Here is a 23,252-nt window from a genome sequence, read left to right as displayed (position 1 = left end):
TCATCCGCCCTTCGGGCACCTTCTCCCGATGGGAGAAGGGACACCGCGCTGTCCTAAACACTCTTCTCCGGAGCCACCATGCGTCTGCTTCTGTTCGCATCGTTGCTGCTGCTCTCCGCAAACCCCGCCCGCGCCGAACCACACCGCATCTTCATCGCCGGTGATTCCACCGCCGCCGAATACGGCCCGGAGCGCGCGCCGCAAGCCGGCTGGGGCCAACTGCTGCAAGACTGGTTCGACCCTGCGCAATGGCAGGTCCGCAACCACGCCAAGGGCGGCCGCAGCACCCGCAGTTTCATCGCAGAAGGGCACCTGGACGCCATCGCCAACCAACTGCAACGCGGCGACATCCTGCTGATCCAGTTCGGCCACAACGACGCCAAACACGAAGACCCGACCCGCTATACCGACGCGCACAGCGACTATCAGCAGTTCCTGCGCCGCTACATCGCCACCGCACGCGACAAGGGCGCCACGCCGATCCTGATCACGCCCGCCGCTCGTTTGCTCTACGACTTCGGCGCGCTGCTCGACACCCACGGCCGCTATACGCTGGCCATGCAGCAACTCGCAGCGCAAGAGCACGTTGCCCTCATCGATCTCAACGCCAGCTCCAGCGACTGGATCCGCGCACTCGGCGAACAGGCAGCCAAACCGTACTTCCTGTTCGTGCCCGAACAAGGCAAGGTCGATGGCACCCACTTCAGCCGCGCCGGTGCCACCGCAATCGCCTGCCTGGTTGTGCATGGCTGGGTGCAACTGCAGCCAGCGCTGAAACCGCAACTCCGCCGCGACGCCGATTGCGGCGCAGCCCCCGACACGGCCGCACAACGCGCCGCGCAGGCGCATCCCTCGCTGGTGGTGCACGAACGCGACCTCGCCCGCGAGCAACCCGGCCCGCACGGTGGCGCCGGGCCCACCACGGCGTACCCCTTCTTCGCCGACGCACCGGAGCTGAAATTCGTGCTGCGCAAACGCGTGCTGCACAAGGGCGCGGGCATCGGCCTGCACTTGCACGACAAGGACGAGATCTATTACATCGTCAGCGGCCGCGGGCTGTATGCACTGGATGGCAAGCAATACGAAGTCAACGCAGGCGATGCGCTACTGACGCGGCCGGGAAGTACGCACGCGTTACAGCAAACCGGAGAAGAACCGTTGGTTGTATTGCTGGCATACACGGTGGCGCCGAAGATATAAGCCATACGTCACTGATACGTATCATCGATCTCCCGGTTGCGATGCTCACGATAAGCCTTGAAATCAAGCCTATCGCATCGGATCAATCACCGATTCCATCGCCACTATCTCTGCGCGGCTGGCGTTGCATCGCACAGCTTCCTGTTGCCACCGCGCAACCGCCGCGCGTACTTCTTCGATGATGGCCAATGCCTGCGCTCTGGTCAGCCGATAATACTCGTGCGTTTCCATCAATAGCGCCGTATCGGGTATGGTGTCGTCAAGACTGATGGCCAGCACGTGCACGTCTTTGTCCTGGTTTGGATTGACGTCGAACGCAGGTGCCAAACGCCAGCCGTCGTGCTCACGCAGGAATCCATGATTGCGTAAGTGATCGTCGCGATTGCCGACCAGTATGTTGAAGGCGACGCGGCGGAATAACTGGTGCAGATCATGTTGAATCGCGTGTGTTGCGCCAACGACTTCGATGGCATGCGCAATATCGACGTAAGACGACGCTTCGCTGTGTTCCACATCCAGCAGCGTAAATGCCGAGGCATATGCACGGCGGCTATGCGCAGTGCGATCAAAGCGCTGCACCGCGAACGTGGTGCCGTGATTGGACAGTTCCAGTGGTTTGGCGGCAGGCATGCTGATGCCCGCAGCCAGTGACAAACGGTAGGTGATGTATTCCCATCGCCCCACGTCGTAGAGGTCGTCAGCGGAAGGAAATTTCGCCAGCCAGAGAGAGCCATCCGTCTCTCTGACACTGGCCTTGGGCCTGGCGCCACCAAGCGAAGCGCCGGGTGCGATCAGTTGCTTGACCCACGTGAGATCCATGTCGCTGTCATCCATGTCATCGCGCTCAAGGCGCCGAGCAATCGCTTCCAACTCGCGCAATTGCGTCATGGGCGGTGCGCTCAATGCATGGTCGTCGAGGTGTCGGCCGGTCGTGCTGTCGCGCAACCTCAGCGCGCCCATGCGGGACGCATCGTTGACGCCGATCAGATAATCCCAGGGCCGCAGTGCACGAACTTTTCGGCCTTGTTCGCGCGCCATGATCACTTCTCTGCGCTTCATCAGCAGTTTGCCCCAGCGATCGGGCGAACAATCCAGAAAGGCACCGGTCAACTCGGACGCTCCGGCGCGTGCAATCGATGCGCCTGCATAGAGCGGCAGTTGCGGGTCGAGCGCGAACGCGCGAACGGGTGTCTCGTTGGCCAGCCAGCCGGCGGCATATTCGAACTGCAGTGTCTCGCCGCGGCGGCTGTATTGGCGTGTCAAATACCCAACCAGGGAGCTGCCGCCCAATGATTGATCCTCTAACCACACCTCGACCTTGTTGATGTCATGCGCCAAGGGAGCCGAACTCATGGCTCGCTCCTGATGGAGGAGGGCCCCGGGCGACGCAGCCTGCTGTCCTGCAGCTGCCTCCCCAGCGGATCGGTCTGCGCCAGCAGATCGATGTCCTTGTCCAGACCAAGCACGGTCAGTACACGGAGAACGGTCGCCAGACTGGTCGATGGATCGCCGTTTTCCAGCTTGGCCAGGGTTGGCACGCTGACGCCGACGCGGGTGGCCAGCTCGCGCTGGGTCATCTCGCGACGCAGTCGTGCGGCGCGCAAGCGTTCTCCCAGCGCCTCGATTTGGCGCTGGGCACGCGGCATGGTGGGAGGGACGCGTTTGGCCATACCAAATTAAATTACTCTTTAGCAGTATAAAAGCAACTTAATTTTGTATTCGGCTGGTCTGCTTGTTAGGGTTTTATGCCTTGTCGTAAGCGCTGGTACCTGCACCCCTCAGGCCTTGTCCACCCCGTAGTGGGTCAGCCCCAACCGCGCCAGTTCGCCGGAGCGGCGGTAATAGACTTCTTCCCAGCCATCCACGCGCTGGCGGTCGGTCTCGTTCATGGCGTCGAGGATGTCTTCGATGCTGAGCAGATTCGGGTCTTCTTCCAGGCGTTCGAACACTGCGCCCAAGCCTTCGATCGCCTGGCGTGTCTGCGCTGCGCCCATCGCCGCCAGCGCCTGCAGCGCGTAAGTGCGCGTGGTGGCGTCCCAGCGATCGAAATAGCGCGCGTAGCCGCTTTCGACCATGTCCGCGTCCAGCCGTGCCAGTGCAACCAGCTCGCGCTCGCCGGGGGTCAGCGCATCCAGGTGTCCACGCAGCATGGTCAGTTTGGTCTGCGCGCGCGCACTGCGGCGGCGCCACAACAGCTCGGGCATGTTGAGCAGGCCCTCCGGGGTAGGCGGCGCGACGGCGGGCCAGTTCACCCCAAAACCGTCTTCGGTGAGCTGCCACTGCGCGCGCTGCGGCGCCGCCGCCTTGAACAACAGCCGATGCGCCTTGATGGGCTCATCGATACGGATGCCATTGGCCAGGGTGAACAGCAGGCGGGTGTCGTCCAGCTCCAAGCGCCGGATGCGTAGCTGCGTCAGGTCCATTGAGCGAAGGCGGTGTGGGGAGGTTTGACCTTAGTCCGCGTGGGCAGTGCTGTCGAGTCGGTGCAGCGATCTTGCGCCACCCCGGCACCGCTCACACATCGCCCTCGCGACTCCAACCTTCGCCAGTGCCGTGCTGAAGCACCCGATCTGTGACCAGCACATCGCCGGCCGGCACCTGCGCTTGCTGCGCAAGATCGGCATAGATCGGGGTGAAGTCTGGCGCGGTGGCGGCCATCAATTGCGCGAAGCTGTCGATGACGAAATAGGTCTTTTGAAAGCTGTCGATGCGGTAGCGCGTGCGCATGATGCGTTGCAGGTCGAAGCCGATCCGGTTGGGCGCTGGCGATTCCAGCGAATGCAGCGATTCGCCCTTCGACGACACGATGCCGGCCCCAAAGATGCGCAACCCTTGCGGCGTTGCGATCAGGCCGAATTCCACCGTGTACCAGTACAGGCGGGTGAGGTTCTGCAGCGCGTCCGCGCCGATGCCGTGCGCCTTGACTCCGCCACGGCCGTAGGCCTGCATGAAGTCGGCAAACAGCGGGTTCATCAGTAGCGGCACGTGCCCGAACAGGTCATGGAACAAATCCGGCTCGGCGATGTAATCGATCTGCTCGGGGCGGCGAATCCACCACGTCACCGGGAAGCGCTTGTTGGCCAGATGTTCGAAAAAGTCGAGCTCCGGCAGCAGCCCTTGCACGCCGACCAGGGTCCAGCCGGTGGCCGCCTGCAGCACGGCGTTGAGCGCATCGAACCGCGGGATGTGGGTATCGCCCATGCCCATCGCATCCTGCGCCTGCAGGAATTCGTCGCAGGCGCGCCCGACCAGCAGCTCGCGCTGGCGCCGATACAAGCTGCCCCAGGTGGCATGGTCGTCGGCGCTGTAGCCGTCCCACGGCTGCTCGACCACGGCGGTGGTGTAGACCGGCACATAGCCCTTGTCGGTGAGCTGATTCTCGACGCGTTGCGGTGCGGTGTTCATGCGGCAGCAGTTCCCGATGATCAGCGCTCACCTTAGCTCGATGGCCGCGCAACGGGATTGCGAACCTTGCGCGGTCAACGCCAGATGGCGCAAGATTCGTGCGTCATCTTCTGCTGCTGCGCAACATATGGACCAGCCAATCGCCTTGGACCGCACCGATCTGCGCCTGCTCGCCCTGCTGCAGACGCAGGGGCGCAGCAGCAATGCGGAGTTGGCGGTGCAGGTCAATCTGTCGGCATCGGCCTGCCTGCGCCGCACCCAACGGCTGGAGGCGGCCGGCATCATCGCCGGCTACGGCGCGCGCCTGGATGCCAAGGCGCTGGGACTGGGACTGCAGGCGTTCGTGCGCGTGCAGTTGGAGCAGCACGGCCAGGCCGATATCGAACACTTCGCCGAGGGCGTGCGCGGCTGGGACGAGGTGGTGGCCTGCTGGGCGCTCACCGGCGACATGGATTACCTGTTACAGGTGCAGGTGCGCGATCTGGAGCATTTTTCGCGGTTTCTGCTCGACCGCCTGCTCAACGCCACCGGCGTGTCCGACGTCAATTCCAGCTTCGTGTTGCGCACCGTCAAGGCACCGGAAGGCTTGCCGTTGGCGCATCTGGCCTGAGCCCGCAGCGCTGCATGTGGGCGGGGCGGCACACTGTGACTTGCCTCTCAAACGCTAACGATTTACATTTGCATAAATTCTGGCCGCGTCCGGTCATGTCGTTCCCCGTCGATCCGCCAGCCCCGCAGGGCCAGCCAGCTCGTCGCCCGAGTGGGACGCGCACGCCTGCCTGCAGCTTCCTGACGCCCAGCGTCCGCACCGATCGATGAGAACCCCTCCAATGCCCGCGATTTCCGCCCCTCTGGCCACGCTGTCCGCCGCCTTGCTGTGCGCGCTGGCGATGACGACGTCCACTGCCCACGCTGCCGATGCCACCAGCGCCAAGACGCTGGACCAGGTCAACGTCAACGGCACGGTGAGCCGCGCGCAGCCGGCCACCACCACGCGCCTGCCGCTGACCTTGCAGGAAACGCCGCAGTCGGTGAGCGTGATCGGGCTGCAGCGGCTGGAAGACGAGTCGCTTTTCAGCATCGACGATGTGATGCGTAATGTCACCGGCGTCAACGTGTCGTTCTACGACACCCAGCGTCCGTTGTATTTCGCGCGCGGCTTCCAGATCACCGACTTCCAGGTCGACGGCTTGCCCACCTACAGCGGTTCCACCAACCAGGAATACGACACGGTCTTTTACGACCGCATCGAAGTGATCCGCGGCGCCAATGGCCTGCTCACCGGCGCGGGCATTCCCTCGGCCACGGTCAATCTGCTGCGCAAGCGGCCCGGCAAGGAGTTCGATGCCTCGTTCGCGGTGAGCGCGGGCACCTGGGATTTCCGCCGCATGCAGGCCGACGTCAACGCACCGCTGACCGAAGACGGGCGCTGGCGCAGCCGCGTGGTGGCGGCCTGGCAGGATCGCGATTACTACTACGACCGTTACCACGACAACAAGATGTCGGGCATGGCGGTGCTGGAAGGCGACCTGACCGACAGCACCACGCTTACCGTCGGTTACCAGCGCCAGGACAACAGCCCGGTCGGCTCGACCTGGGGCACGGTGCCGTTCTTCGCCGCCGATGGCTCGCTGGCCAACCTGTCGCGCTCCACCAACCTGGCGCCGGAGTGGACCCGCTGGCAGCGCGAAACCAGCACCGCCTTCGCCAACCTGGAACAACGCTTCGGCGAGGACTGGCTGTTGCGCGTCAACACCGCGCACACCAAGGGCAATGTGCAGAGCCTGCGCGTGTACGGCACCGGCTATCCGGCCGCCGATGGCAGCGGCATGTTTCTGCGCACCGGCACTGGCGAGACCGAAGACACCCGCGACAGCGTGGATGTGTATCTGTCCGGTGGTTTCTCGCTGTTCGGCCGCCAGCACGATGTGGTGGTCGGCGGCAGCTGGCAGGATCTGCAATCCACCTCGTATGGCGTGGCGCAGACCTATCCCGACGACTGGGCCACGTGCCCCAACGACTTCGGTCCGCCCGAGCGCTGCTATTTCATTCCCAACATCCGCAACTGGGATGGCAATGCGTCCGAAGTGACCTATGCGCGCACCGGCCGGCGCAGCGAAGCGCGCACCACCCAGCGCGGCGTGTATGCCTCCACATGGTTTCGTCTGGCCGATCCGCTGTCGTTGATCGCCGGCGCACGCCTGAGTTCCTGGGAAACCCGCACCCAGGCCTTCGACACCAGCGGCACCTACACCGGCACCAGTGGCCGCTACGAAGTGAGCGACGAAGTCACGCCATACGTGGGCCTGGTCTACGACATCGTGCCGGACGTCTCGCTCTACGCCAGCTACACCGAAATCTTCAATCCGCAGAACTACCGCGACAAGGACAACAACCTGCTCGCGCCGGTGGAAGGCTCCAACCTGGAAGCCGGCATCAAGGCGCAGTTGCTCGACGGCCATGCGATGGCCACCGCCGCCGTGTTCGAGGCCAAGCAGGACAACTTCGCCGTGCGCGACATGACCCAGCCGGAATCCTCGCTGCCGGACGGCAATTCGGCCTACATCGGCATCAACGGCACCAAGAGCCGTGGCTGGGAAATGGATATCAACGGCGAGATCCTGCCCGGCTGGACCGTCAATGCCGGCTTTACCCACGTCAAGGTGACGCGCCCGCCCACCGATGCGATCTACGCCAACCTGCCCGAGGATTATCTGCAGCTGTCCACGCAGCTGCGCCTGCCCGGCGCCTGGGAGCGCCTGAGCATCGGCGGCGGCGTCAGTTGGCAGAGCGCGGTGCGCGGTTTCAATATCGAGCGCCCCAACGGCGACGGCAGCGGTGCCACCACACCGGTCACCGTGGTGCAGAACGCGTACGCCTTGGTGCACTTCAACGCCAACTACCGCATCAGCGATCAGTGGACTGCCACGCTGGCGGTGCGCAACGCCTTCGATAAAACCTACTGGGCCAACCTGGACTACCAGAACTATGGCGAGCCGCGGTTTGTCAGCGTGTCGTTGCGTTGGCGGTATTGAGGCGTTGCCGATGATGCTGATGCTTTACAGGTAACGCATCGCGGCCAAGGCCGCTCCTACAAGAGCAGTCTTGGCCGCATCACGGCGCCACGCAGGCCGCGTCCTTGCCGCGCAATTTCTCCCAGCGCGAGCGATCTTCCAAACAACGCCGATACGCTTCTGCTTTCGCTGCGGCAGCCTGATCGGCCGCCGTGCGGGTGGCGCTACTGCGCTGCGCCTGCAACTGCGCGATCTTGGCGCGGATCTGCGGCATCGCCGCCATCGCGGCGCGCTCGCCTTCCAGGATCGCCGCGCCACGCTGGTTGAAATCGGCCGAACCGATGTCGCTGACCTTGGGGCGGATCACCACATCGGCACGTTTGAGTTCGGCCTCGCCCAGGCGCTGGCCCATGATCGAGATCGACTGGTTGACGGTGCCCAACAGATCGCCAGGATTCTTGCCGCTGGCCTTGCTGGAAATATCCACCGCCACCACGAACTCCGCGCCGAGCTGACGCGCGGCATCCACCGGCACCGGGCTGACCACGCCGCCGTCGACATAGTGGTACTGGCCGATGGTCACCGGCTCGAACACGCCGGGAATACTGCTGGACGCGCGCACCGCCTGGCCGGCATTGCCGCGCACGAACACCGTGCGCTCGCCGTCTTCCAGGCGCGTGGCGACCGCGGCGAAGGGCTTGCGCAACTTGTCGATCGGTTTACCGGCGAGCTGCTCGTTGACGTAGTCCTGCAGCTTCTGGCCCTGCACCAGCCCGCCGGAGAAGATCCGCACATCGCGGATGCTGGTCTGGTCGAGCGCAACGGCTTTTTCCTGCATCTGGAATGCGTCCATGCCGCTGGCATACAACGCGCCGACCACGCTGCCGGCGCTGGTGCCCGACACCACCACCGGCGCAAAGCCGTTGGCTTCGAGCATCTTGATCACACCGATATGCGCAAACCCCTTGGCCGCACCGCCACCGAGCGCCACACCGATCTTCACCGGCTTGGCAGTGCTGGCAGAGGGCGCCTGCACGACAGGTGCCGGCATGGCAGGACGCGGTTCACCGCCGCAGGCCGAAAGCAGACCGAGCAACGACATCAGGGCGAGAAAGCGTGGGCGGCGGAGCGCGGTCATGGCGACGGGATGTTGGATGGATGGCGAGGGAGAATACACGCGTCGCGCGACCCGCTGCTGTTCCTTCTCCCCCCGGGAGAAGGTGCCCCGCAGGGGCGGATGAGGGTACGTGCGAAGCCTCGTGCCATCTCGTTCCAAGTGCGGCTTCGCCCCGTACCCTCACCCCAACCCCTCTCCCGCAAGGAGAGGGGCTTGATCTCATGAAGGTTCGAGCACGGTTGCCCAATGCACGTCTCCCCGATGCACGTCCCTATCCGAGCCCACGCCCGCAAGCAACTCAGCCTTCCCCAACCGTCGCCCAATAACGCTCGCCATCGCGCTGCACCCGCACCGGGCCGTCGAACACTGCCGACAGGCTGGCGTCGGTGAGCAGCGCATCGCGCGTGCCATCGGCCACCACGCTGCCGCCGCGCAGCAGGATCACCCGCGCGATCTCCGGCACGATTTCTTCGATGTGGTGGGTCACCAGCACCAGCGTGATGCCTTGCTGGGCGAGGTGCCGCATGCTGTCGAGCAGGTGTTGCCGCGCGACCAGATCCAGACCGGTGGACGGCTCGTCCAGCAGCAGCGCCTGCGGCCGGTTCACCAACGCACGCGCGATCAGCACGCGGCGGGTTTCGCCGGCCGACAACTCGGCAAATTGCCGATCCAGCAGCGGCAGTGCGCGCGCCAATGCAAGCGCCTCACGTGCCCGCGCGCGCATGTCGTCGCTGACGTCGCGATGCGGCGGCACCACGTAACTGGCGAAGAAGCCGGACAGCACCGCGCTTTCCACATCCAGCCCCGGCATGTCGGCCAGGTTGACGCTCAGATCGCCGGTGACGATGCCCAACTGCGAGCGCAAGCGATCCACCTGCCAGCGCGTCTGGCCCAGCACTTTCACCGCCGGCTGGCCGTCGGCACGCACCAGCGGATACAGCTCGCGCGTGATCAGTTTGATGAAGGAGGATTTGCCGCAGCCATTGGGTCCCAGGATGGCGGTGTGTTGCCCCAGTGCAATGCGCAGGCTCAAGGCGTGCAGCACGCGCACCTGGCCACGCATCACGCTGGCATGGTCGAGTTCGATCAACGGGACGGCATTTTCAATAGCAGAAGTCGCAGAAAAACCGGCAGCAACAGTCATACGGATGACATCAACTAGGTGGGGAAAGGGGACGTGTGAACCGCTTTAGGAATGCAGGGCGCACCCTACGCATCCGAAGGGTGAAGTTTGCCGCCATCGCCCCCATCATGTCTGCATCGACCAAAGAGATGGCGCCGCTGTGGAACTGCCGATGTTGTCTGATCCGATCATCGACTTCCTGACCTCCGGCGTGGCCGGGTTGGGCGTGTGGGGCATGCTGGCGGTGCTGCTGGTGTTCACCCAGCTCACCATCTTTGCGGTGACCTTGTACCTGCATCGCAGCCAGGCGCACCGGGGTGTGGATTTTCATCCGCTCGTTGCGCACGTCTTCCGTTTCTGGACCTGGCTGACCACCTCGATGATCACCCGTGAATGGGTGGCGATCCATCGCAAGCATCACGCCAAGGTGGAGACCGAAGAAGACCCGCACAGCCCGCAGACCAAGGGCATCCGCCAGGTGTTCTGGCGCGGCGTGGAGCTGTACCGCGAAGCGCGCGCGCAGCGTGCCGATATCGAGCAGTACGGCAAGGGCGCACCCACCGACTGGATCGAGCGTCACCTGTACACCCCGCATGCCAATGCCGGCCCGATCGCGTTGCTGGTCATCAACGCGGTGCTGTTCGGTCTGCCGGGCATTGCGTTGTGGGCGATCCAGATGGCGTGGATTCCGTTCTGGGCCGCCGGTGTGGTCAACGGTCTTGGCCACTGGTGGGGTTATCGCAATTTCGAATCCGCCGACACTTCCACCAACCTCACGCCGTGGGCGCTGTGGATCGGCGGCGAAGAACTGCACAACAACCATCATGCGTTCCCGAGCTCAGCGCGGTTTTCGATGCGGCGCTGGGAGCTGGATATCGGCTGGGTTGCGATTCGCGGTTTGCAGGCCTTGGGCCTGGCCAAGGTGCTGCGCGTGGCGCCATCGCTGGATATCCGCCCCAACATCGCCGTGCCCGATGCCGACACACTCAAGGCATTGCTGTCGCATCGCTTCCAGGCCATGACCGACTACCAGCGCAACGTGCTCAAGCCTGCACTGCGCGAAGAAGCTGCCGCTACCGGCGCCAAGTTGCGGCAGTTGCTGCCGCGGCGCTTGCGCAAGGGCCTGGTCGACGACGGGCGCTGGCTCAAGCCCGACGCGCGCGAACAGTTGCAGCGCTGGGTGGCCGAGCGCCCGCGCATGCGCACGCTGGTCGAGTACCGCGCGCGCTTGACCGCCGTGCTGGAAGCGCGCAGCCATGATGCCTCCGAACGGCTCAAGCACCTGCAGCAGTGGTGTCACGAGGCTGAAGCCAGCGGCAATGCCGCCTTGCAGGCGTATGCGGCAAGGCTCAAGGGTTATGCGCTGAGTGGGTCTTAAGCGTAGTGGCACGCGTGCCGATGCGCGCGCGCGTGGATCGCATGGCTTGATCGTGCGCAGCATGCTGATGGCGTGTGGGGCATGCATTCCGGCGGTTGTCGCGCAGGCCCAGGTGCAGGACAGCCAGCAATATCTGCAGCGCATGGATACCGACGGCGATGGACGTGTCAGCCGCGACGAATATCTGGCCTGGATGAGCTACGCCTTCGATCAGCGCGACCTGGATCACGACGGCGTGCTGCAGGGCGATGAACTGCCGGGTCGTCGCGGCAAGCCGATCACCCGCGCGGCCCATCGCGCTACGCTGATCGAGCGCTTCGCGCGGCAGGATGCCAACGGCGATGGTCATCTGAGCGCGCGCGAGTTGCTGGCACCGCCGCGGTGATGTGCGCCGGCACGCTTGCCTTCGCGCTCGCCTGACGCCAGGCCCGGCAAGCTCGTGCACATGTTCACTCTCGACCAGGTCAGCCGCCGCTACGGCCAGGCCATTGCCCTCGATGCAGTCACGCTGACATTCGCCAGCGGGATCACCACCGCCTTGATCGGCCCCAGTGGCGCCGGCAAGTCCACCGTGCTGCGTATGCTGGTGGGGCTGGAATGGCCCGACAGCGGCACGGTCGCCTTCGACGGCACGCCGCTGCAACGCGCCAGCCTGCAGGCGCAGCGGCAACGCATCGGTTATGTGATCCAGGAAGGCGGGCTGTTTCCGCATCTGGATGCGCGCAGCAATGTGGTGTTGCTGGCGCAGACGCTGGGCTGGGCGCGGCAACGCATCGATGAGCGCCTGGAGACCTTGTGCGCGCTGTGCCAGTTGCCGCCGGACTTATTGAAGCGCTACCCGGCCGAGCTATCGGGCGGACAGCGCCAGCGCGTGGGCTTGATTCGCGCCTTGATGCTGGATCCACCGGCCTTGCTGCTGGACGAGCCGCTCGGCGCACTCGACCCCATCGTGCGCTACGACCTGCAAGCGCAGATGCGCGAACTGTTCGCCCAGCTCGGCAAGACCGTGGTGCTGGTGACGCATGACGTGGCCGAAGCTGCTTATCTGGCCGACACCCTGGTGCTGATGCGCGCCGGCCGCGTGGTGCAGCAGGGCAGTGCACGCAGCTTGCTCGAACATCCGGCCGATCCGTTCGTGCAACGCTTTCTCACTGCGCAACGCAGCATCGGCGAGGCCGCATGATCGCGCGCGTGTTGCTCGCACTATGTGTACTGATCTGCAGTGCCGGCGCGCATGCCGCGCAGGTGACGATCGGCTCGAAGAACTTCACCGAAGCGGTTTTGCTGGGCGAGATCGCCACCGCTGCCGGCCAGCGCGATGGCGTGGACGTGCAGCACCGCGCGCAGCTCGGTGGCACCCGCATCCTGTGGCGCGCGCTGGAGACCGGGCAGATCGATGCCTATGCCGAATACACCGGCACGCTGGCGCAGGAGCTGCTGCAGTTGCCCAAGGCCAGCCAGGCCGAACTGCGCGCCGCACTGGACGCGCGCGGACTGGCGATGACCGACTCGCTCGGCTTCCAGAACACCTATGCCTTCGGCATGCGTGCCGAACGCGCACAGGCGCTCGGTATCGCGACGATGTCGGATCTTGCACGGCATCCAACGCTCACCATCGGCCTTAGCAACGAATTCATGCAACGCGCCGATGGCTGGCCTGGCGTGCGCGCGGCGTATGCATTGCCGCAGACTGCGACCGGGCTGGATCACGATCTGGCCTATCGCGCGCTGCAGAGTGGGGCGATCGAAGTCACCGATCTGTACAGCACCGATGCGGAAATTCCGTATTACCACTTGCAGGTGCTGCGCGACGACCGTCGGTATTTCCCCGAGTACCAGGCCGTGTTTCTGTATCGCAAGGACCTGGCGCAACGCGCACCGGTGATGCTGAAGACATTGCAGGGGCTGCAAGGCCGCATCGACGAGGCGACCATGCAGCGGCTCAACGCGCAGGTGAAGCTGGAGCGTCAGTCCGAGGCGGCGGTGGCAGCGCAATGGCTGGGCGTCACGCCTGCATCCGAAGCCGATTCGCGTATCACGCGCCTGCTGCGGCACACGCGCGAACATCTGGCCCTGGTCGGCATCTCGTTGGGCTTTGCGTTGGTGATTGCGTTGCCGCTGGGTGTGCTGGCGGCGTGGCGGCCACGGCTCGGTCAGGTGGTGCTGTCGTTGACCGGCGTGCTGCAGACACTGCCATCGCTGGCGGTGTTCGTCTTCATGATTCCGCTGTTCGGCATCGGCGCCAAACCGGCGATTGCCGCGTTGTTTCTCTACAGCCTGCTGCCGATCGTGCGCAACACCTACGCCGGGCTGACCTCGATCCCGCGCGAGCTGCGCCAGACCGCTCAGGCCATCGGGCTGCCGGCGTGGACGCGCTTATGGCGCGTGGAGTTGCCGTTGGCGCGTCGCACGATCGTGGCCGGCATCCAGACCGCAGCGGTGATCAACGTCGGCACCGCCACGCTGGGCGCATTGATCGGTGCTGGCGGTTACGGCCAGCCGATCCTCACCGGTATTCGCCTGGACGACATCGGCTTGATTCTGGAAGGCGCGATTCCCGCGGCGGTGCTTGCACTGCTGGTGCAGGCGGCGTTCGAAGGCCTGGAGCGCTGGGTGACGCCGCGCGGATTGCGGCTCAGCCAGCGCGGTTGAGTGGCAGTGCAACCCTATGTTCGCCATGAACACGTAGGAGCGGCCTTGGCCGCGACAGGGCTTTACCCCGGTAACGCCCCGTCGCGGCCAAGGCCGCTCCTACGAGGGCAGGCTTACTGCTTCATTCGTTTGGCAGCGCCGCAATCAAGCGTGAAAGCGCATTCTCGGTGACGCTCATGTGTGGTGCGATACGCAAACGTCCGTGTCGCCGTGTGCAGATCGCACCAAGCTTGCTGAACGTTGCCGCCACTGCATCCAGCTGATCTGCTGGCGGCTGCAAGGCCGTGAGATGCGGTGCATGCCCAGGCGTGCACCAGCCGCCCAGACCACGTGCGTGCAAGGCCGCATCCCACTGCGCAGTGAGCGCACCAAGCGCCTGCCCAATGCGTGCCGGTTGCCATGCGGTGACTTGCTGCAATGCCACCGTCGCCATCGCGATCCGCAAGGGATCGGCAACGCCGCCGGCATCGAACCGTCGTGCACCGCTGTGGTACGGCGGCGCTTTGGCGACCGGAAAGTCCCAACTGCTGCCGGCATCGCGGCCGATCCAGTGTTCTTCGATCGGCACGCCGTGCGCACGCCACTGCGGTGCCACCCACAGCCAGGCCAATCCCATCGGCCCGAGCAGCCATTTGTGGCCGACACTGACCACAAAATCCGGTTGCCAGCGCGGTAGATCGGTCGGCAGCACGCCCAGGCTCTGGCTCAGATCCAGCACCAATGCCGCGCCGCGCGCGTGCACCGCTGCGCTGATCCGGTCCAGGTCCAGTTGCCGCCCATCCAGCCAGTACGCATGCGGCAGCGTCACGATGCGTAACGCAGGGGTGTCGGCAATCGCCTGCAATACCGCATCGGTGAGTGCGTCGCCGCTGGCCGTCGGCACCGCCACGATATGCGCACCGACTTCCACACAGCGCCGTTGCCAGATCAGCAAGTTGGACGGGAATTGTCCCTCCAGCAGCAACACCGCCTCGCCGCGTTGCAGCGGCAGGTTGCGTGCGGCAGTGGCCAGCCCATGCGCGGCCGAGGGCAGCATCGCCACGCCATCGGTGTCGTGGTCGAACAAGCCAGCGGCAAGCGCACGCAAACATTCGATGTCGTGCAGCCACGCATCGAACGGCAGCCGCCAGGGTGTGGCCATCGCGTCGATGGCCTGGTGCGCCACCGTTTGCACGGCGCGCAACAGCGGCCCGCGCGAGGCGGCATCCAGATACGTGATGTCGATAGGCAACGCGAATGCCTGCTGCCGATGTGCCCAATCGATGGGGGAGGGGAGCAGGCTGGACAGGGAAGACGTGGACATGACCACAGCTTACCGCTGGCTGCCACGCTGCCGACACGGCGCGTTCACGGTCGCTCCTCAAGCATATGCTCATGTCTGCACTCTCCCCCGTGCTGGTCGACCACCAGCAACAGCAGCTGACCCTGCTGGAACGCTTCGCGCAGACCCGCGCGTTGAGCGATCGCCTCGCCGCACCGCTGAGCGCCGAAGACGCGATGGTGCAGAGCATGCCCGACGCCAGCCCCAGTAAATGGCATCTGGCGCATACCACCTGGTTCTTCGAACGCTTCGTGTTGCAGACAGATCCTGCGTACCGCGTGTTCGATCCGGCCTGGGATTTCTTGTTCAACAGCTACTACCAAAGCGTCGGCCCGATGCATGCGCGCGCGCGTCGCGGTGTGTTGTCGCGGCCCTCGTTGCAACAGGTGCGCGATTACCGCGCTGCGGTCGATGCACAGATGCAGCAGCGCTTGCGCGATGGGCAATTAGACGCCCAGGCCTGCACCATCGTGCAACTCGGGATCCAGCATGAGCAGCAGCATCAGGAGTTGCTGCTCACCGACATCAAGCATGCGCTGTGGAGCAATCCGTTGCAGCCGGCCTATCGCGATGCGCCCGCACCGCCCGCCGCCATTGCCAGCACGCTGCGCTGGCATGCGCGCGACGAGCAGATCGTGGAGATCGGTGCAGCCGCGTGGCCGCAATCCGAAGCGTTTGCCTACGACAACGAATCGCCGCGTCACCGTGTGCTGGTCGGCGCGCATGCGCTGGCCAATCGCGTGGTCAGCAATGCCGAATTCCAGGAATTCATCGACGCTGGTGGTTACCGCAGCGCCGGCTCCTGGCTCAGCGATGGCTGGGCGATGGTGCAGGCGCAGGGCTGGCAGCGTCCGTTGTACTGGGATGCAGATGGACGCGAGTTCACGCTTGATGGCTGGCGCGCGCGTGATGCACATGCACCGGTGTGCCATCTGAGTCTCTTCGAAGCCGATGCCTTCGCACGTTGGGCCGGCGCGCGTCTGCCCACCGAAACCGAGTGGGAGCAAGCCGCGACCGGTGTGCCGGTGCAAGGCAACTTAGTCGATACCGACGCGCTGCATCCACGCGGCGCCGAAGCGGTGGATACCGGCCTGCAGCAGTTGTTCGGCGATGTCTGGGAGTGGACCGGCAGTGCGTATCTGCCGTATCCGGGTTTCGCGCCGTGGCCCGGATCGCTGGGCGAATACAACGGCAAATTCATGAATGCGCAATGGGTGCTGCGCGGTGGCAGTTGTGCCACACCGGCCAGCCATATCCGCGCCAGTTACCGCAACTTTTTCCCATCCGATGCGCGTTGGCAGTTTGCCGGCGTGCGCCTTGCCAAGGATCTGCCTTGAACGCCGCCGCCCACGCCACCCAACGCGCTCACGCCGCGCTGACCGATCTGCAACCGCAACCGGACGACATCACCGCCGATGCGCTGGCGGGTTTGGCCCAGACGCCCAAGACGCTGCCGTCCAAGTACTTTTACGACGCGCGTGGTTCGCAGTTGTTCGAAGCCATCACCCAGCAGCCGGAGTATTACCTCACCAGCACCGAATTGCGTCTGCTGGAAGCCAGCATGCCGGCGATCGCGCAGGCGATCGGCCCCGAGGTGCATGTGGTCGAATACGGCAGCGGCAGTGGCCGCAAGACCGAGTTGCTGCTGCAGGGCCTGCGCGATGTGGTGGCCTATACCCCGCTGGAAATCTCGCGCAGCGCCTTGCTCGACAGCACCGCGCGGCTGGCCCAGCAATTTCCGCAGATCCAGATGCTGCCGGTGTGCACCGACTTCACCAAGCCGCTGCGGTTGCCCGATGCGCAACGTCCGGCGCGTCGGCATCTGGTGTTCTTCCCCGGTTCCACGCTGGGCAATTTCACCGACGCCGCTGCCATCGAGCTGATGGATGCGATGCGCCAGACCATGGGCAGCGATGGCTGCGCGTTGATCGGGATCGATCTCGACAAGGATGCCGCGCTGATCGAGGCTGCCTATAACGATGCCGCTGGCGTCACTGCCGAATTCACCTTGAATCTGCTCGCGCGGCTCAACCGAGAGATTGGCAGCGATTTCGATCTGGAGGGCTTCCGTCACCATGCGGTGTATGCACGCGAACGCGGCCGCATCGAGACGTTTCTGATCAGTCAACGCGCCCAGCACGTGCACGTAGGCGGCAAGGACTTCGACTTTGCCGAAGGCGAGGCGATGCAGGTCGAATACAGCTACAAATACACCGACGCCCGTTTTGCCGAGCTTGCCGCTGCCGCCGGGCTAAAAGTCACGCACGGCTGGAACGATGCCAAGGACTGGTTTGGCTTGCGCTTGTTGCGGCCGCTGTAACCGGCTGCTTTTTTCGAATGTTATCGGTGCTTGGCGACGTGATGGCCGTGTCGGTGCCTCAAACTGATTGAAGTAGTTTGAGCGCCCGCTGACATGCGGCGTGGATTGCGTCCACCAGCGCGTCCACGATTGGATGCTCGACGCCTTCGTTTCGAAGTTCGACAGCAAGATCCTGCGCGTGGTCCGGCAGCTGATTGGCAGCCAGGCGCATCCACGCGAGGCAAGCCGATGCCTCCAGGCGCATCTGCAGCGCAAGCTGTTGCCAATCGCTTGAACGGACATCCCACCAGCGATAGTGGCTGCCGATCTTCATCGCCAGCTTGAGCTTGCGCTGTTGCAGATGCGGATAAGGCAGGGCGCTGGAGATGTCGTACAGCGGCGCCAGTCGCACTTGTCCCGCCTGGCCAAGCAACAACGAATAGTTCTTCGCATGCGCATCGGTGCCGCCGATCAGGTAATTGAAGACCAAGGCCTGAAACAGGCTTTCAACGTCTTGCCGCGCGTGCGAGGAATGCATCCACAGCAGCTGCGCGATCTCGGTTGGTCCCGGGCCACCCTGGTTTTGATACTTGATCTGCGGCATCACTCCCAATGCCTGGCAGAAGTCTTCCTGATGGATGCGCAGCAGCGTGCCCTGGGTTGCGATGCGGTCATAGCGCTCGACACAGATGGCCGTCTCATCGCCAAACCTCAGCGCCTGGCCCGCTGCAGTCGACAGGCCGATCTTGCGCGCAAGGCGCAGGCAAAACAGTTCGTTCTCGACGAAGCCGTCGTATTCGCCGCTGGGTGGTTTGAGGATATGCGTGGTTGGAATGCGTCCGGCCGGGATGGCCCACTGCTGTCCGTCGTGCAGCAAGGCAATCTTGGCCTGCGCGCCGGCTAGACTGAATTGACCGACGTCGTCGATCTGGCGTGCTGCACCGACATCCTGGCGCAGCCTGCGCAGGCGCATTTCCAACGCGCTCTCGGTGAGAGGCTCGATGCTGTCGTTGGCGCCGGACATGACGTCCTCAAGCCGGGCTGGAGTGACGAATTGCACCGCACCGGCACAGTCCTCGCCAACATGCGACAACAGCGCCAACGGGTTGCGCGGCGAGACCTGAAATCTGGATGCCCAGCGTTGCAAGGTGGTTTCATTGTCGGGTAGCAAGCCCCAGACCACCGCGTTGACCGCATCGGTTGGGTGATGCTCCCGGCTGAGCGGAATGTTCAACGAAAGCGGTATCGCATTCGCCGATGCTCGCCAGGCAGGGTCGTAAGCAAATCGCGCACGGCCAGTAGCGTCGGCATCCAACTGGCCGACCACTTGGCTACCGATCAGTGCAATCAGCTTCACTCGGTCTTCTTCTTCCTGCTGATTGATCGCGCTTTTGGTGTGGCAGGTGTGGTCTTGCTACCGATGTCTGGTGCACGAGCGTTTTGTGAATTCGCCGCATCAGTCTCTGCTGCCTCTGCAGACGGCTGCTGCGATTTGCGCGGGCCGGCGCTTTGCGAAGGTTCCAGGACATGGAATGCACTCGGCTTGCCCACGTTCTTCAACGCGTAAAGCGAACTGAGCGGACGCTGGGTGCGATTGCGTTCGACGATGTCATCCAGGTTGATCGATGGCATGGATGCGCGATCGGGTGGAAGACGACGTCGAGCATCGGCGCCGCCCGGGACAAGCAGCAACTCAAGGCCCAGCACCTGCAGCGCGCGCAGGATCAGTTGCAGCTCGGCGCGTGGCTTGCCTTTCTCGATATCGACGATCCACTGCCGACTCGCGCCGATTTCATTGGCCAGACGTGCCTGATCCCAGCCCCGGCTCTTGCGAGTGGCGCGGATAACATTGCCGATGTCGGCAGGGGTACGCACAGTGTCCATGGTCTGAATGTAAGCGATCGGCGACATGGATTCAATGTCACCGTTCGCTTACATTCGGCTTGGGATTTGCAACACCTTAAGCCCCGGACCGCGCTGTGATGGCGAATGAGTTCGTTCGGTTACATATACGCGATGTAACCGTTCGGCGACATCAAGCCGCCTGCACCACATGCAGCGCCTTGGGATTGCGCCACTGCACCAGCAGCGCGGCCTCGCGTGCCTTGGCTTCGTGCAGATGCGCGTGCTTGATATGGCCATAGCCGCGGATGTGCTCGGGAATGCTGGCGATCTGTGCGGCCAGGCCGACGTTGTCGGCATCCAGGCGCTCCAGCAGCGTTTCCACCGTTGCAACGTAATCAGTGATCAGTTGGCGTTCGCTACGCCGCTCGGCGCTATAGCCGAACACATCGAGCGTGCCGCCACGCAGGAACTTCAACCGCGCCAGCAGCTTGAAAGCGTTGAACATCCACGGCCCGTACTCACGCTTGATCAGGTTGCCGTGCGCATCCTTCTTTGCCAGCAACGGCGGCGCCAGGTGGAAGCGCAGCGTGTAGTCGCCTTCGAATTGTTGTTGCAGCCGGCGCTGGAAGTCGCCGCGCGTGTACAGCCGCGCCACTTCGTATTCGTCCTTGTAGGCCATCAGCTTGAAGGCATAACGCGCGACCGCTTCGCTCAATGCGCTGCTGCCGGGCGCACGTTGCGCCTCGTGCGTGCGTACGCGTTCGACCAGGGCGCGATAGCGCTGCGCGTAGGCGGCATCCTGATAATCGGTCAGAAAGCCGACGCGGCGCGCGATGGCTTCATCCAGCGACTGCGCCAGCTGCTCGTCGTCAAGCGGATGCGTCGGCGCATCGACATCGCCATGCAGCGTGTTGCCCGTGCTTTGCGCCAACGCACGTGGCGCGCTCTGACCGCTGAGATCGTGCTCTTCCCAACTGCCGGGCGCACGCGCTTGCGGCACCTCGCCATGCGCGATGGCCGAGTCGCCCACGCTCGGCAAGCCCGCAGCACGCCGCACTGCCGGCAGATCGACCGCGGCCAATCGCCCCCACGCGAACGCCTGCTGATTCATCGCCACCGCCGCACCGTTGAGCTCGATCGCACGCATCAGCGCCGTATGCGACAACGGCACCAGCCCGTGTTGCCAGGCATAGCCGAGCACGAACAGGTTGCTGGCGATCGCATCGCCCAGCAGCGCGGTGGCCAGTTGCGTGGCATCCAGCAACAGCGGCTCCTGGCCGCCCAATGCGGTACGCACGCCAGCGATGATCTCAGCAGCGGGGAACTGCAGGTCCGGCTGGGTGGTGAAGTTGCCCGGCATTGCTTCATAAGTGTTGAGCACCACCTGGGTGCGGCCATCGCGCACCTTGGACAGGGCCCAGTAATCGTTGACCACCACCATGTCGCAGCCCAGCACCAGATCCGCTTCGCCGGCAGCGATTCGCACCGCGTGGATATCGGCCGGTCGGCGTGCGATGCGGATATGTGTTGTCACCGCGCCGCCCTTCTGCGCCAGGCCGGTCTGATCCAGCACTGTGGCGCCCTTGCCTTCCAGGTGCCCGGCCATGCCAAGCAACGCACCGATGGTCACCACGCCGGTGCCGCCGACGCCGGTGATCAGAATATTCCAGGGTTGTTCCAGCGTGGTGCGTTGTGGCGGCGCGGGCAACGTGTCGAACAGCGCGGTGGCATCGCGTTGTTTGCCCTTGCGCGGCTTGCCGCCATGCACGGTGACAAAGCTCGGGCAAAAGCCAGAGACGCAGGAATAATCCTTGTTGCAATTGGATTGATCGATCTGCCGCTTGCGTCCGAATTCGGTTTCCTTGGGCAGCACCGACACGCAGAAGCTCTTTTCGCCGCAATCGCCGCAACCTTCGCAGACCAGCGAATTGATCATGACGCGCTTGGGCGGATCCACCAGCTTGCCGCGCTTGCGCCGGCGGCGCTTTTCGGTGGCGCAGGTCTGATCGAAGATCAGGATCGACACACCCTTGACCGTGCGCAACTGCTGCTGCACCGCATCCAGTTCGCCACGGTCATGAAAGGCGACATCGGCGGGAAACAGATCGCGTCGCCGCGTCCATTTGCCGATCTCGTCGCTCACCACCACGATGGCGTGGATGCCTTCGGCGCGCAGTTGATGGGCGATGTCGGGCACGGTGAGGGTGCCGTCCACCGGCTGGCCGCCGGTCATGGCGACCGCATCGTTGTAGAGGATCTTGTAGGTGATGTTGACGCCGGTGGCGACCGACTGGCGGATCGCCAATGAGCCGCTATGAAAATAGGTGCCGTCGCCCAGGTTCTGGAACACGTGCGGCGTCTCGGTGAACGGCGCCTGCCCCGACCAGGTCACGCCTTCGCCGCCCATGTGGGTGAAGGTGTCGGTGGAGCGGTTCATCCAGGTCACCATGTAATGGCAACCGATGCCGCCCAGCGCACGCGAGCCTTCCGGCACCGCCGTGGAGGTGTTGTGCGGGCAGCCGGAGCAGTAATGCGGCACGCGCGGAAACAGCGCGCGCGGCAAGGCCATTTCGGCTTCCTTGCTGTCCATCCAGCGCAGCCGCTGTTCGATCGAGTCGGTCATCGCGCTGGATGGAAGCGCAAATCGCTGGATACGCTTGCCGATCACCGCCGCAATCGTGGCCGGCGTCAGCTCGCCGGTGGAGGGCAAAATCCACGCGCCGTGCTCGTCGTATTTGCCGACGATGCTCGGCCGCGCACCGGCGCTGGCCGGCCAGTTGTAGAACAGCTCCTTCATCTGGCGCTCGATGAAGGCTTTCTTCTCCTCCACCACCAAGATGTCTTCGAGCCCTTGCGCAAACGCGCTGATGCCCACCGGCTCCAGCGGCCAGGTCATGCCGACCTTGTAGACGCGGATGCCGATCTGCGCGCACGCCTGCGCATCCAGACCCAGGTATTCCAGCGCCTGCAACACGTCCAGATAGCTCTTGCCGGTCGTGACGATACCCAAGCGTGCGTGCGGCGAATCCAGCACGACGCGGTCGATGCCGTTGGCGCGCGCAAATGCCTGCGCGGCGGCGATCGCGTAGCGGTGCAGACGCATTTCCTGATCCACCGGCGGGTCCGGCCAGCGGATGCTCAAGCCGCCTGGCGGCAACGCAAAGTCCTCTGGCAGCACGATGGTGCGTGCGAACGGATCCACATCCACCGACGCGGAAGACTCCACCGTCTCGGCAATGGTCTTGAAGCCGATCCAGCGCCCGGTATAGCGGCTCATCGCCCAACCCAGCAGGCCCATGTCCAGGATGTCCTGCACCCCGGCCGGGTTGAGGATCGGCATCATCGCGCTGACGAATTCTTCTTCCGAACCGTGCGGCAGGGTCGAGCTGCGGCAGGCATGGTCGTCGGCGGCCAGCGCCAGTACGCCGCCATATGGCGAAGTTCCGGCGGCATTGCCGTGCTTGAACACGTCGCCGCTGCGGTCCACACCCGGGCCTTTGCCGTACCACATGCCGTACACGCCCTGCACCTTGGCACCGGGGAACAGATTGGTCTGCTGGGTGCCCCAGACCATGGTGGCGGCCAGGTCTTCGTTGAGGCCGGGGGTGAAGGTCACCCTGGCCGCGTCCAGATGCTTGCGCGCGCGCCACAGCTCCAGATCGAAACCGCCTAGCGGGCTGCCGCGGTAGCCGCTGATGAAGCCGGCAGTCGCAAGGCCGGCGGCGTCATCGCGCAGGCGTTGCATCAACGGCAGCCGCACCAGCGCCTGCACGCCTGACAAGTAGATGCGGCCATCGGCGCGCGTGTACTTGTGCTCCAGCGTGTAATCCGCATCCACCTGGCCGAGCTCCGGCGTGTTGGCAGAGTCGGGGGAAGAGAGTGCAGCAGTACTGGTCAT

19 protein-coding genes are annotated in these 23,252 nt (G+C 64.4%); 9 read left to right on the top strand and 10 right to left on the bottom strand.

Going from position 1 to position 23,252, the window contains the following annotated elements; all coding sequences use genetic code 11:
* The first annotated feature begins 78 nt into the window (after window positions 1-78).
* A complete protein-coding gene (locus AC1KVG_RS06945; RefSeq protein WP_481093901.1) occupies window positions 79-1,200 on the top strand; it encodes a GDSL-type esterase/lipase family protein in 1,122 nt (373 codons plus the stop codon).
* A gap of 69 nt (window positions 1,201-1,269) precedes the next feature.
* On the opposite strand, the gene AC1KVG_RS06940 is transcribed toward AC1KVG_RS06945, so the two are convergent.
* The 4 genes from AC1KVG_RS06940 to phhA form a co-directional block, all read right to left on the bottom strand.
* On the bottom strand, window positions 1,270-2,553 hold the full coding sequence (locus AC1KVG_RS06940) for a type II toxin-antitoxin system HipA family toxin (protein WP_481093900.1): 1,284 nt from the start codon (window positions 2,551-2,553) through the stop codon (window positions 1,270-1,272).
* Window positions 2,550-2,870: a helix-turn-helix domain-containing protein gene (locus AC1KVG_RS06935; RefSeq protein WP_481093899.1), complete on the bottom strand. Its 321-nt coding sequence runs from the start codon at window positions 2,868-2,870 to the stop codon at window positions 2,550-2,552. Before AC1KVG_RS06935 ends, AC1KVG_RS06940 begins: the two co-directional genes overlap by 4 nt.
* A 108-nt stretch (window positions 2,871-2,978) precedes the next feature.
* A complete protein-coding gene (locus tag AC1KVG_RS06930) occupies window positions 2,979-3,623 on the bottom strand; it encodes a DMP19 family protein (RefSeq protein ID WP_481093898.1) in 645 nt (214 codons plus the stop codon).
* Between the two features lie 91 nt (window positions 3,624-3,714).
* Window positions 3,715-4,605 (bottom strand): phenylalanine 4-monooxygenase, encoded by an 891-nt coding sequence (phhA, locus tag AC1KVG_RS06925; protein ID WP_481093897.1) that lies wholly within the window; start codon window positions 4,603-4,605, stop codon window positions 3,715-3,717.
* Window positions 4,606-4,732: 127 nt separating this feature from the next.
* On the opposite strand from phhA, the gene AC1KVG_RS06920 reads away from it, so the two are divergent.
* Entirely contained in the window at window positions 4,733-5,215 is a 483-nt protein-coding gene (locus AC1KVG_RS06920) for an Lrp/AsnC family transcriptional regulator (RefSeq protein WP_104549510.1), read from the top strand.
* A gap of 220 nt (window positions 5,216-5,435) precedes the next feature.
* Window positions 5,436-7,640 (top strand): TonB-dependent siderophore receptor, encoded by a 2,205-nt coding sequence (locus AC1KVG_RS06915; RefSeq protein WP_481093896.1) that lies wholly within the window; start codon window positions 5,436-5,438, stop codon window positions 7,638-7,640.
* Between the two features lie 79 nt (window positions 7,641-7,719).
* Here the strand turns inward: AC1KVG_RS06915 and AC1KVG_RS06910 are convergent, their stop codons facing one another.
* Window positions 7,720-8,757, bottom strand: coding sequence for a patatin-like phospholipase family protein (locus tag AC1KVG_RS06910; protein ID WP_481093895.1), 1,038 nt, complete (start codon window positions 8,755-8,757; stop codon window positions 7,720-7,722).
* 277 nt (window positions 8,758-9,034) lie between these two features.
* The gene (locus AC1KVG_RS06905) at window positions 9,035-9,880 is read right to left on the bottom strand and encodes an ABC transporter ATP-binding protein (RefSeq protein WP_481093894.1); all 846 of its coding nucleotides are present in this window, start codon (window positions 9,878-9,880) and stop codon (window positions 9,035-9,037) included.
* Window positions 9,881-10,031: 151 nt separating this feature from the next.
* Here AC1KVG_RS06905 and AC1KVG_RS06900 point away from each other — a divergent pair, with 151 nt between their 5' ends.
* The 4 genes from AC1KVG_RS06900 to AC1KVG_RS06885 all read left to right on the top strand — a co-directional run bounded on the left by AC1KVG_RS06900 (window position 10,032) and on the right by AC1KVG_RS06885 (window position 13,889).
* Window positions 10,032-11,237, top strand: a complete 1,206-nt coding sequence (locus tag AC1KVG_RS06900; RefSeq protein WP_481093893.1) for a DesA family fatty acid desaturase — start codon at window positions 10,032-10,034, stop codon at window positions 11,235-11,237.
* A gap of 61 nt (window positions 11,238-11,298) precedes the next feature.
* On the top strand, window positions 11,299-11,622 hold the full coding sequence (locus AC1KVG_RS06895; RefSeq protein WP_481093973.1) for an EF-hand domain-containing protein: 324 nt from the start codon (window positions 11,299-11,301) through the stop codon (window positions 11,620-11,622).
* Between the two features lie 60 nt (window positions 11,623-11,682).
* The gene (locus AC1KVG_RS06890) at window positions 11,683-12,420 is read left to right on the top strand and encodes an ATP-binding cassette domain-containing protein (protein WP_268213675.1); all 738 of its coding nucleotides are present in this window, start codon (window positions 11,683-11,685) and stop codon (window positions 12,418-12,420) included.
* Window positions 12,417-13,889 carry an ABC transporter permease/substrate-binding protein gene (locus tag AC1KVG_RS06885; RefSeq protein ID WP_481093892.1) on the top strand — a complete coding sequence of 491 codons (1,473 nt, stop codon included), beginning with the start codon at window positions 12,417-12,419 and terminating at the stop codon, window positions 13,887-13,889. The genes AC1KVG_RS06890 and AC1KVG_RS06885 overlap by 4 nt, the downstream gene beginning before the upstream one ends.
* Window positions 13,890-14,010: 121 nt before the next feature.
* On the opposite strand, the gene AC1KVG_RS06880 is transcribed toward AC1KVG_RS06885, so the two are convergent.
* Window positions 14,011-15,192, bottom strand: a complete 1,182-nt coding sequence (locus AC1KVG_RS06880; RefSeq protein WP_481093891.1) for an aminotransferase class V-fold PLP-dependent enzyme — start codon at window positions 15,190-15,192, stop codon at window positions 14,011-14,013.
* A gap of 65 nt (window positions 15,193-15,257) precedes the next feature.
* Between AC1KVG_RS06880 and egtB the strand changes: the two genes are divergently transcribed.
* Both egtB and egtD read left to right on the top strand, forming a co-directional pair.
* Window positions 15,258-16,547 (top strand): ergothioneine biosynthesis protein EgtB, encoded by a 1,290-nt coding sequence (gene egtB / locus AC1KVG_RS06875; protein WP_481093890.1) that lies wholly within the window; start codon window positions 15,258-15,260, stop codon window positions 16,545-16,547.
* Entirely contained in the window at window positions 16,544-17,530 is a 987-nt protein-coding gene (egtD, locus tag AC1KVG_RS06870; protein WP_481093889.1) for an L-histidine N(alpha)-methyltransferase, read from the top strand. Before egtB ends, egtD begins: the two co-directional genes overlap by 4 nt.
* Before the next feature lie 58 nt (window positions 17,531-17,588).
* Here egtD and AC1KVG_RS06865 read toward each other — a convergent pair whose 3' ends face one another.
* The 3 genes from AC1KVG_RS06865 to AC1KVG_RS06855 form a co-directional block, all read right to left on the bottom strand.
* Window positions 17,589-18,866, bottom strand: a complete 1,278-nt coding sequence (locus AC1KVG_RS06865; protein WP_481093888.1) for a type II toxin-antitoxin system HipA family toxin — start codon at window positions 18,864-18,866, stop codon at window positions 17,589-17,591.
* Window positions 18,863-19,420 carry a type II toxin-antitoxin system Y4mF family antitoxin gene (locus AC1KVG_RS06860; RefSeq protein WP_481093887.1) on the bottom strand — a complete coding sequence of 186 codons (558 nt, stop codon included), beginning with the start codon at window positions 19,418-19,420 and terminating at the stop codon, window positions 18,863-18,865. Before AC1KVG_RS06860 ends, AC1KVG_RS06865 begins: the two co-directional genes overlap by 4 nt.
* A gap of 124 nt (window positions 19,421-19,544) precedes the next feature.
* A complete protein-coding gene (locus AC1KVG_RS06855; protein WP_481093886.1) occupies window positions 19,545-23,252 on the bottom strand; it encodes an indolepyruvate ferredoxin oxidoreductase family protein in 3,708 nt (1,235 codons plus the stop codon).

Source organism: Xanthomonas sp. NCPPB 3959 (assembly GCF_056675575.1).
The sequence above is the reverse complement of the archived record's forward strand: the minus strand, read 5'-3'. Positions and strand labels throughout refer to the sequence as shown.

Bases quoted from the DNA above. Each gene is read 5' to 3' on its own strand.
- AC1KVG_RS06895 (WP_481093973.1), top strand. From the start codon at position 11,299: ATGCTGATGGCGTGTGGGGCATGCATTCCGGCGGTTGTCGCGCAGGCC.
- AC1KVG_RS06900 (WP_481093893.1), top strand. From the start codon at position 10,032: ATGTTGTCTGATCCGATCATCGACTTCCTGACCTCCGGCGTGGCCGGG.
- AC1KVG_RS06930 (WP_481093898.1), bottom strand. From the start codon at position 3,623: ATGGACCTGACGCAGCTACGCATCCGGCGCTTGGAGCTGGACGACACC.
- AC1KVG_RS06855 (WP_481093886.1), bottom strand. From the start codon at position 23,252: ATGACCAGTACTGCTGCACTCTCTTCCCCCGACTCTGCCAACACGCCG.
- AC1KVG_RS06945 (WP_481093901.1), top strand. From the start codon at position 79: ATGCGTCTGCTTCTGTTCGCATCGTTGCTGCTGCTCTCCGCAAACCCC.
- AC1KVG_RS06885 (WP_481093892.1), top strand. From the start codon at position 12,417: ATGATCGCGCGCGTGTTGCTCGCACTATGTGTACTGATCTGCAGTGCC.
- phhA (WP_481093897.1), bottom strand. From the start codon at position 4,605: ATGAACACCGCACCGCAACGCGTCGAGAATCAGCTCACCGACAAGGGC.
- AC1KVG_RS06890 (WP_268213675.1), top strand. From the start codon at position 11,683: ATGTTCACTCTCGACCAGGTCAGCCGCCGCTACGGCCAGGCCATTGCC.
- AC1KVG_RS06905 (WP_481093894.1), bottom strand. From the start codon at position 9,880: ATGACTGTTGCTGCCGGTTTTTCTGCGACTTCTGCTATTGAAAATGCC.
- AC1KVG_RS06920 (WP_104549510.1), top strand. From the start codon at position 4,733: ATGGACCAGCCAATCGCCTTGGACCGCACCGATCTGCGCCTGCTCGCC.
- AC1KVG_RS06880 (WP_481093891.1), bottom strand. From the start codon at position 15,192: ATGTCCACGTCTTCCCTGTCCAGCCTGCTCCCCTCCCCCATCGATTGG.
- AC1KVG_RS06940 (WP_481093900.1), bottom strand. From the start codon at position 2,553: ATGAGTTCGGCTCCCTTGGCGCATGACATCAACAAGGTCGAGGTGTGG.
- egtB (WP_481093890.1), top strand. From the start codon at position 15,258: ATGCTCATGTCTGCACTCTCCCCCGTGCTGGTCGACCACCAGCAACAG.
- AC1KVG_RS06915 (WP_481093896.1), top strand. From the start codon at position 5,436: ATGCCCGCGATTTCCGCCCCTCTGGCCACGCTGTCCGCCGCCTTGCTG.
- AC1KVG_RS06910 (WP_481093895.1), bottom strand. From the start codon at position 8,757: ATGACCGCGCTCCGCCGCCCACGCTTTCTCGCCCTGATGTCGTTGCTC.
- AC1KVG_RS06935 (WP_481093899.1), bottom strand. From the start codon at position 2,870: ATGGCCAAACGCGTCCCTCCCACCATGCCGCGTGCCCAGCGCCAAATC.
- AC1KVG_RS06860 (WP_481093887.1), bottom strand. From the start codon at position 19,420: ATGTCGCCGATCGCTTACATTCAGACCATGGACACTGTGCGTACCCCT.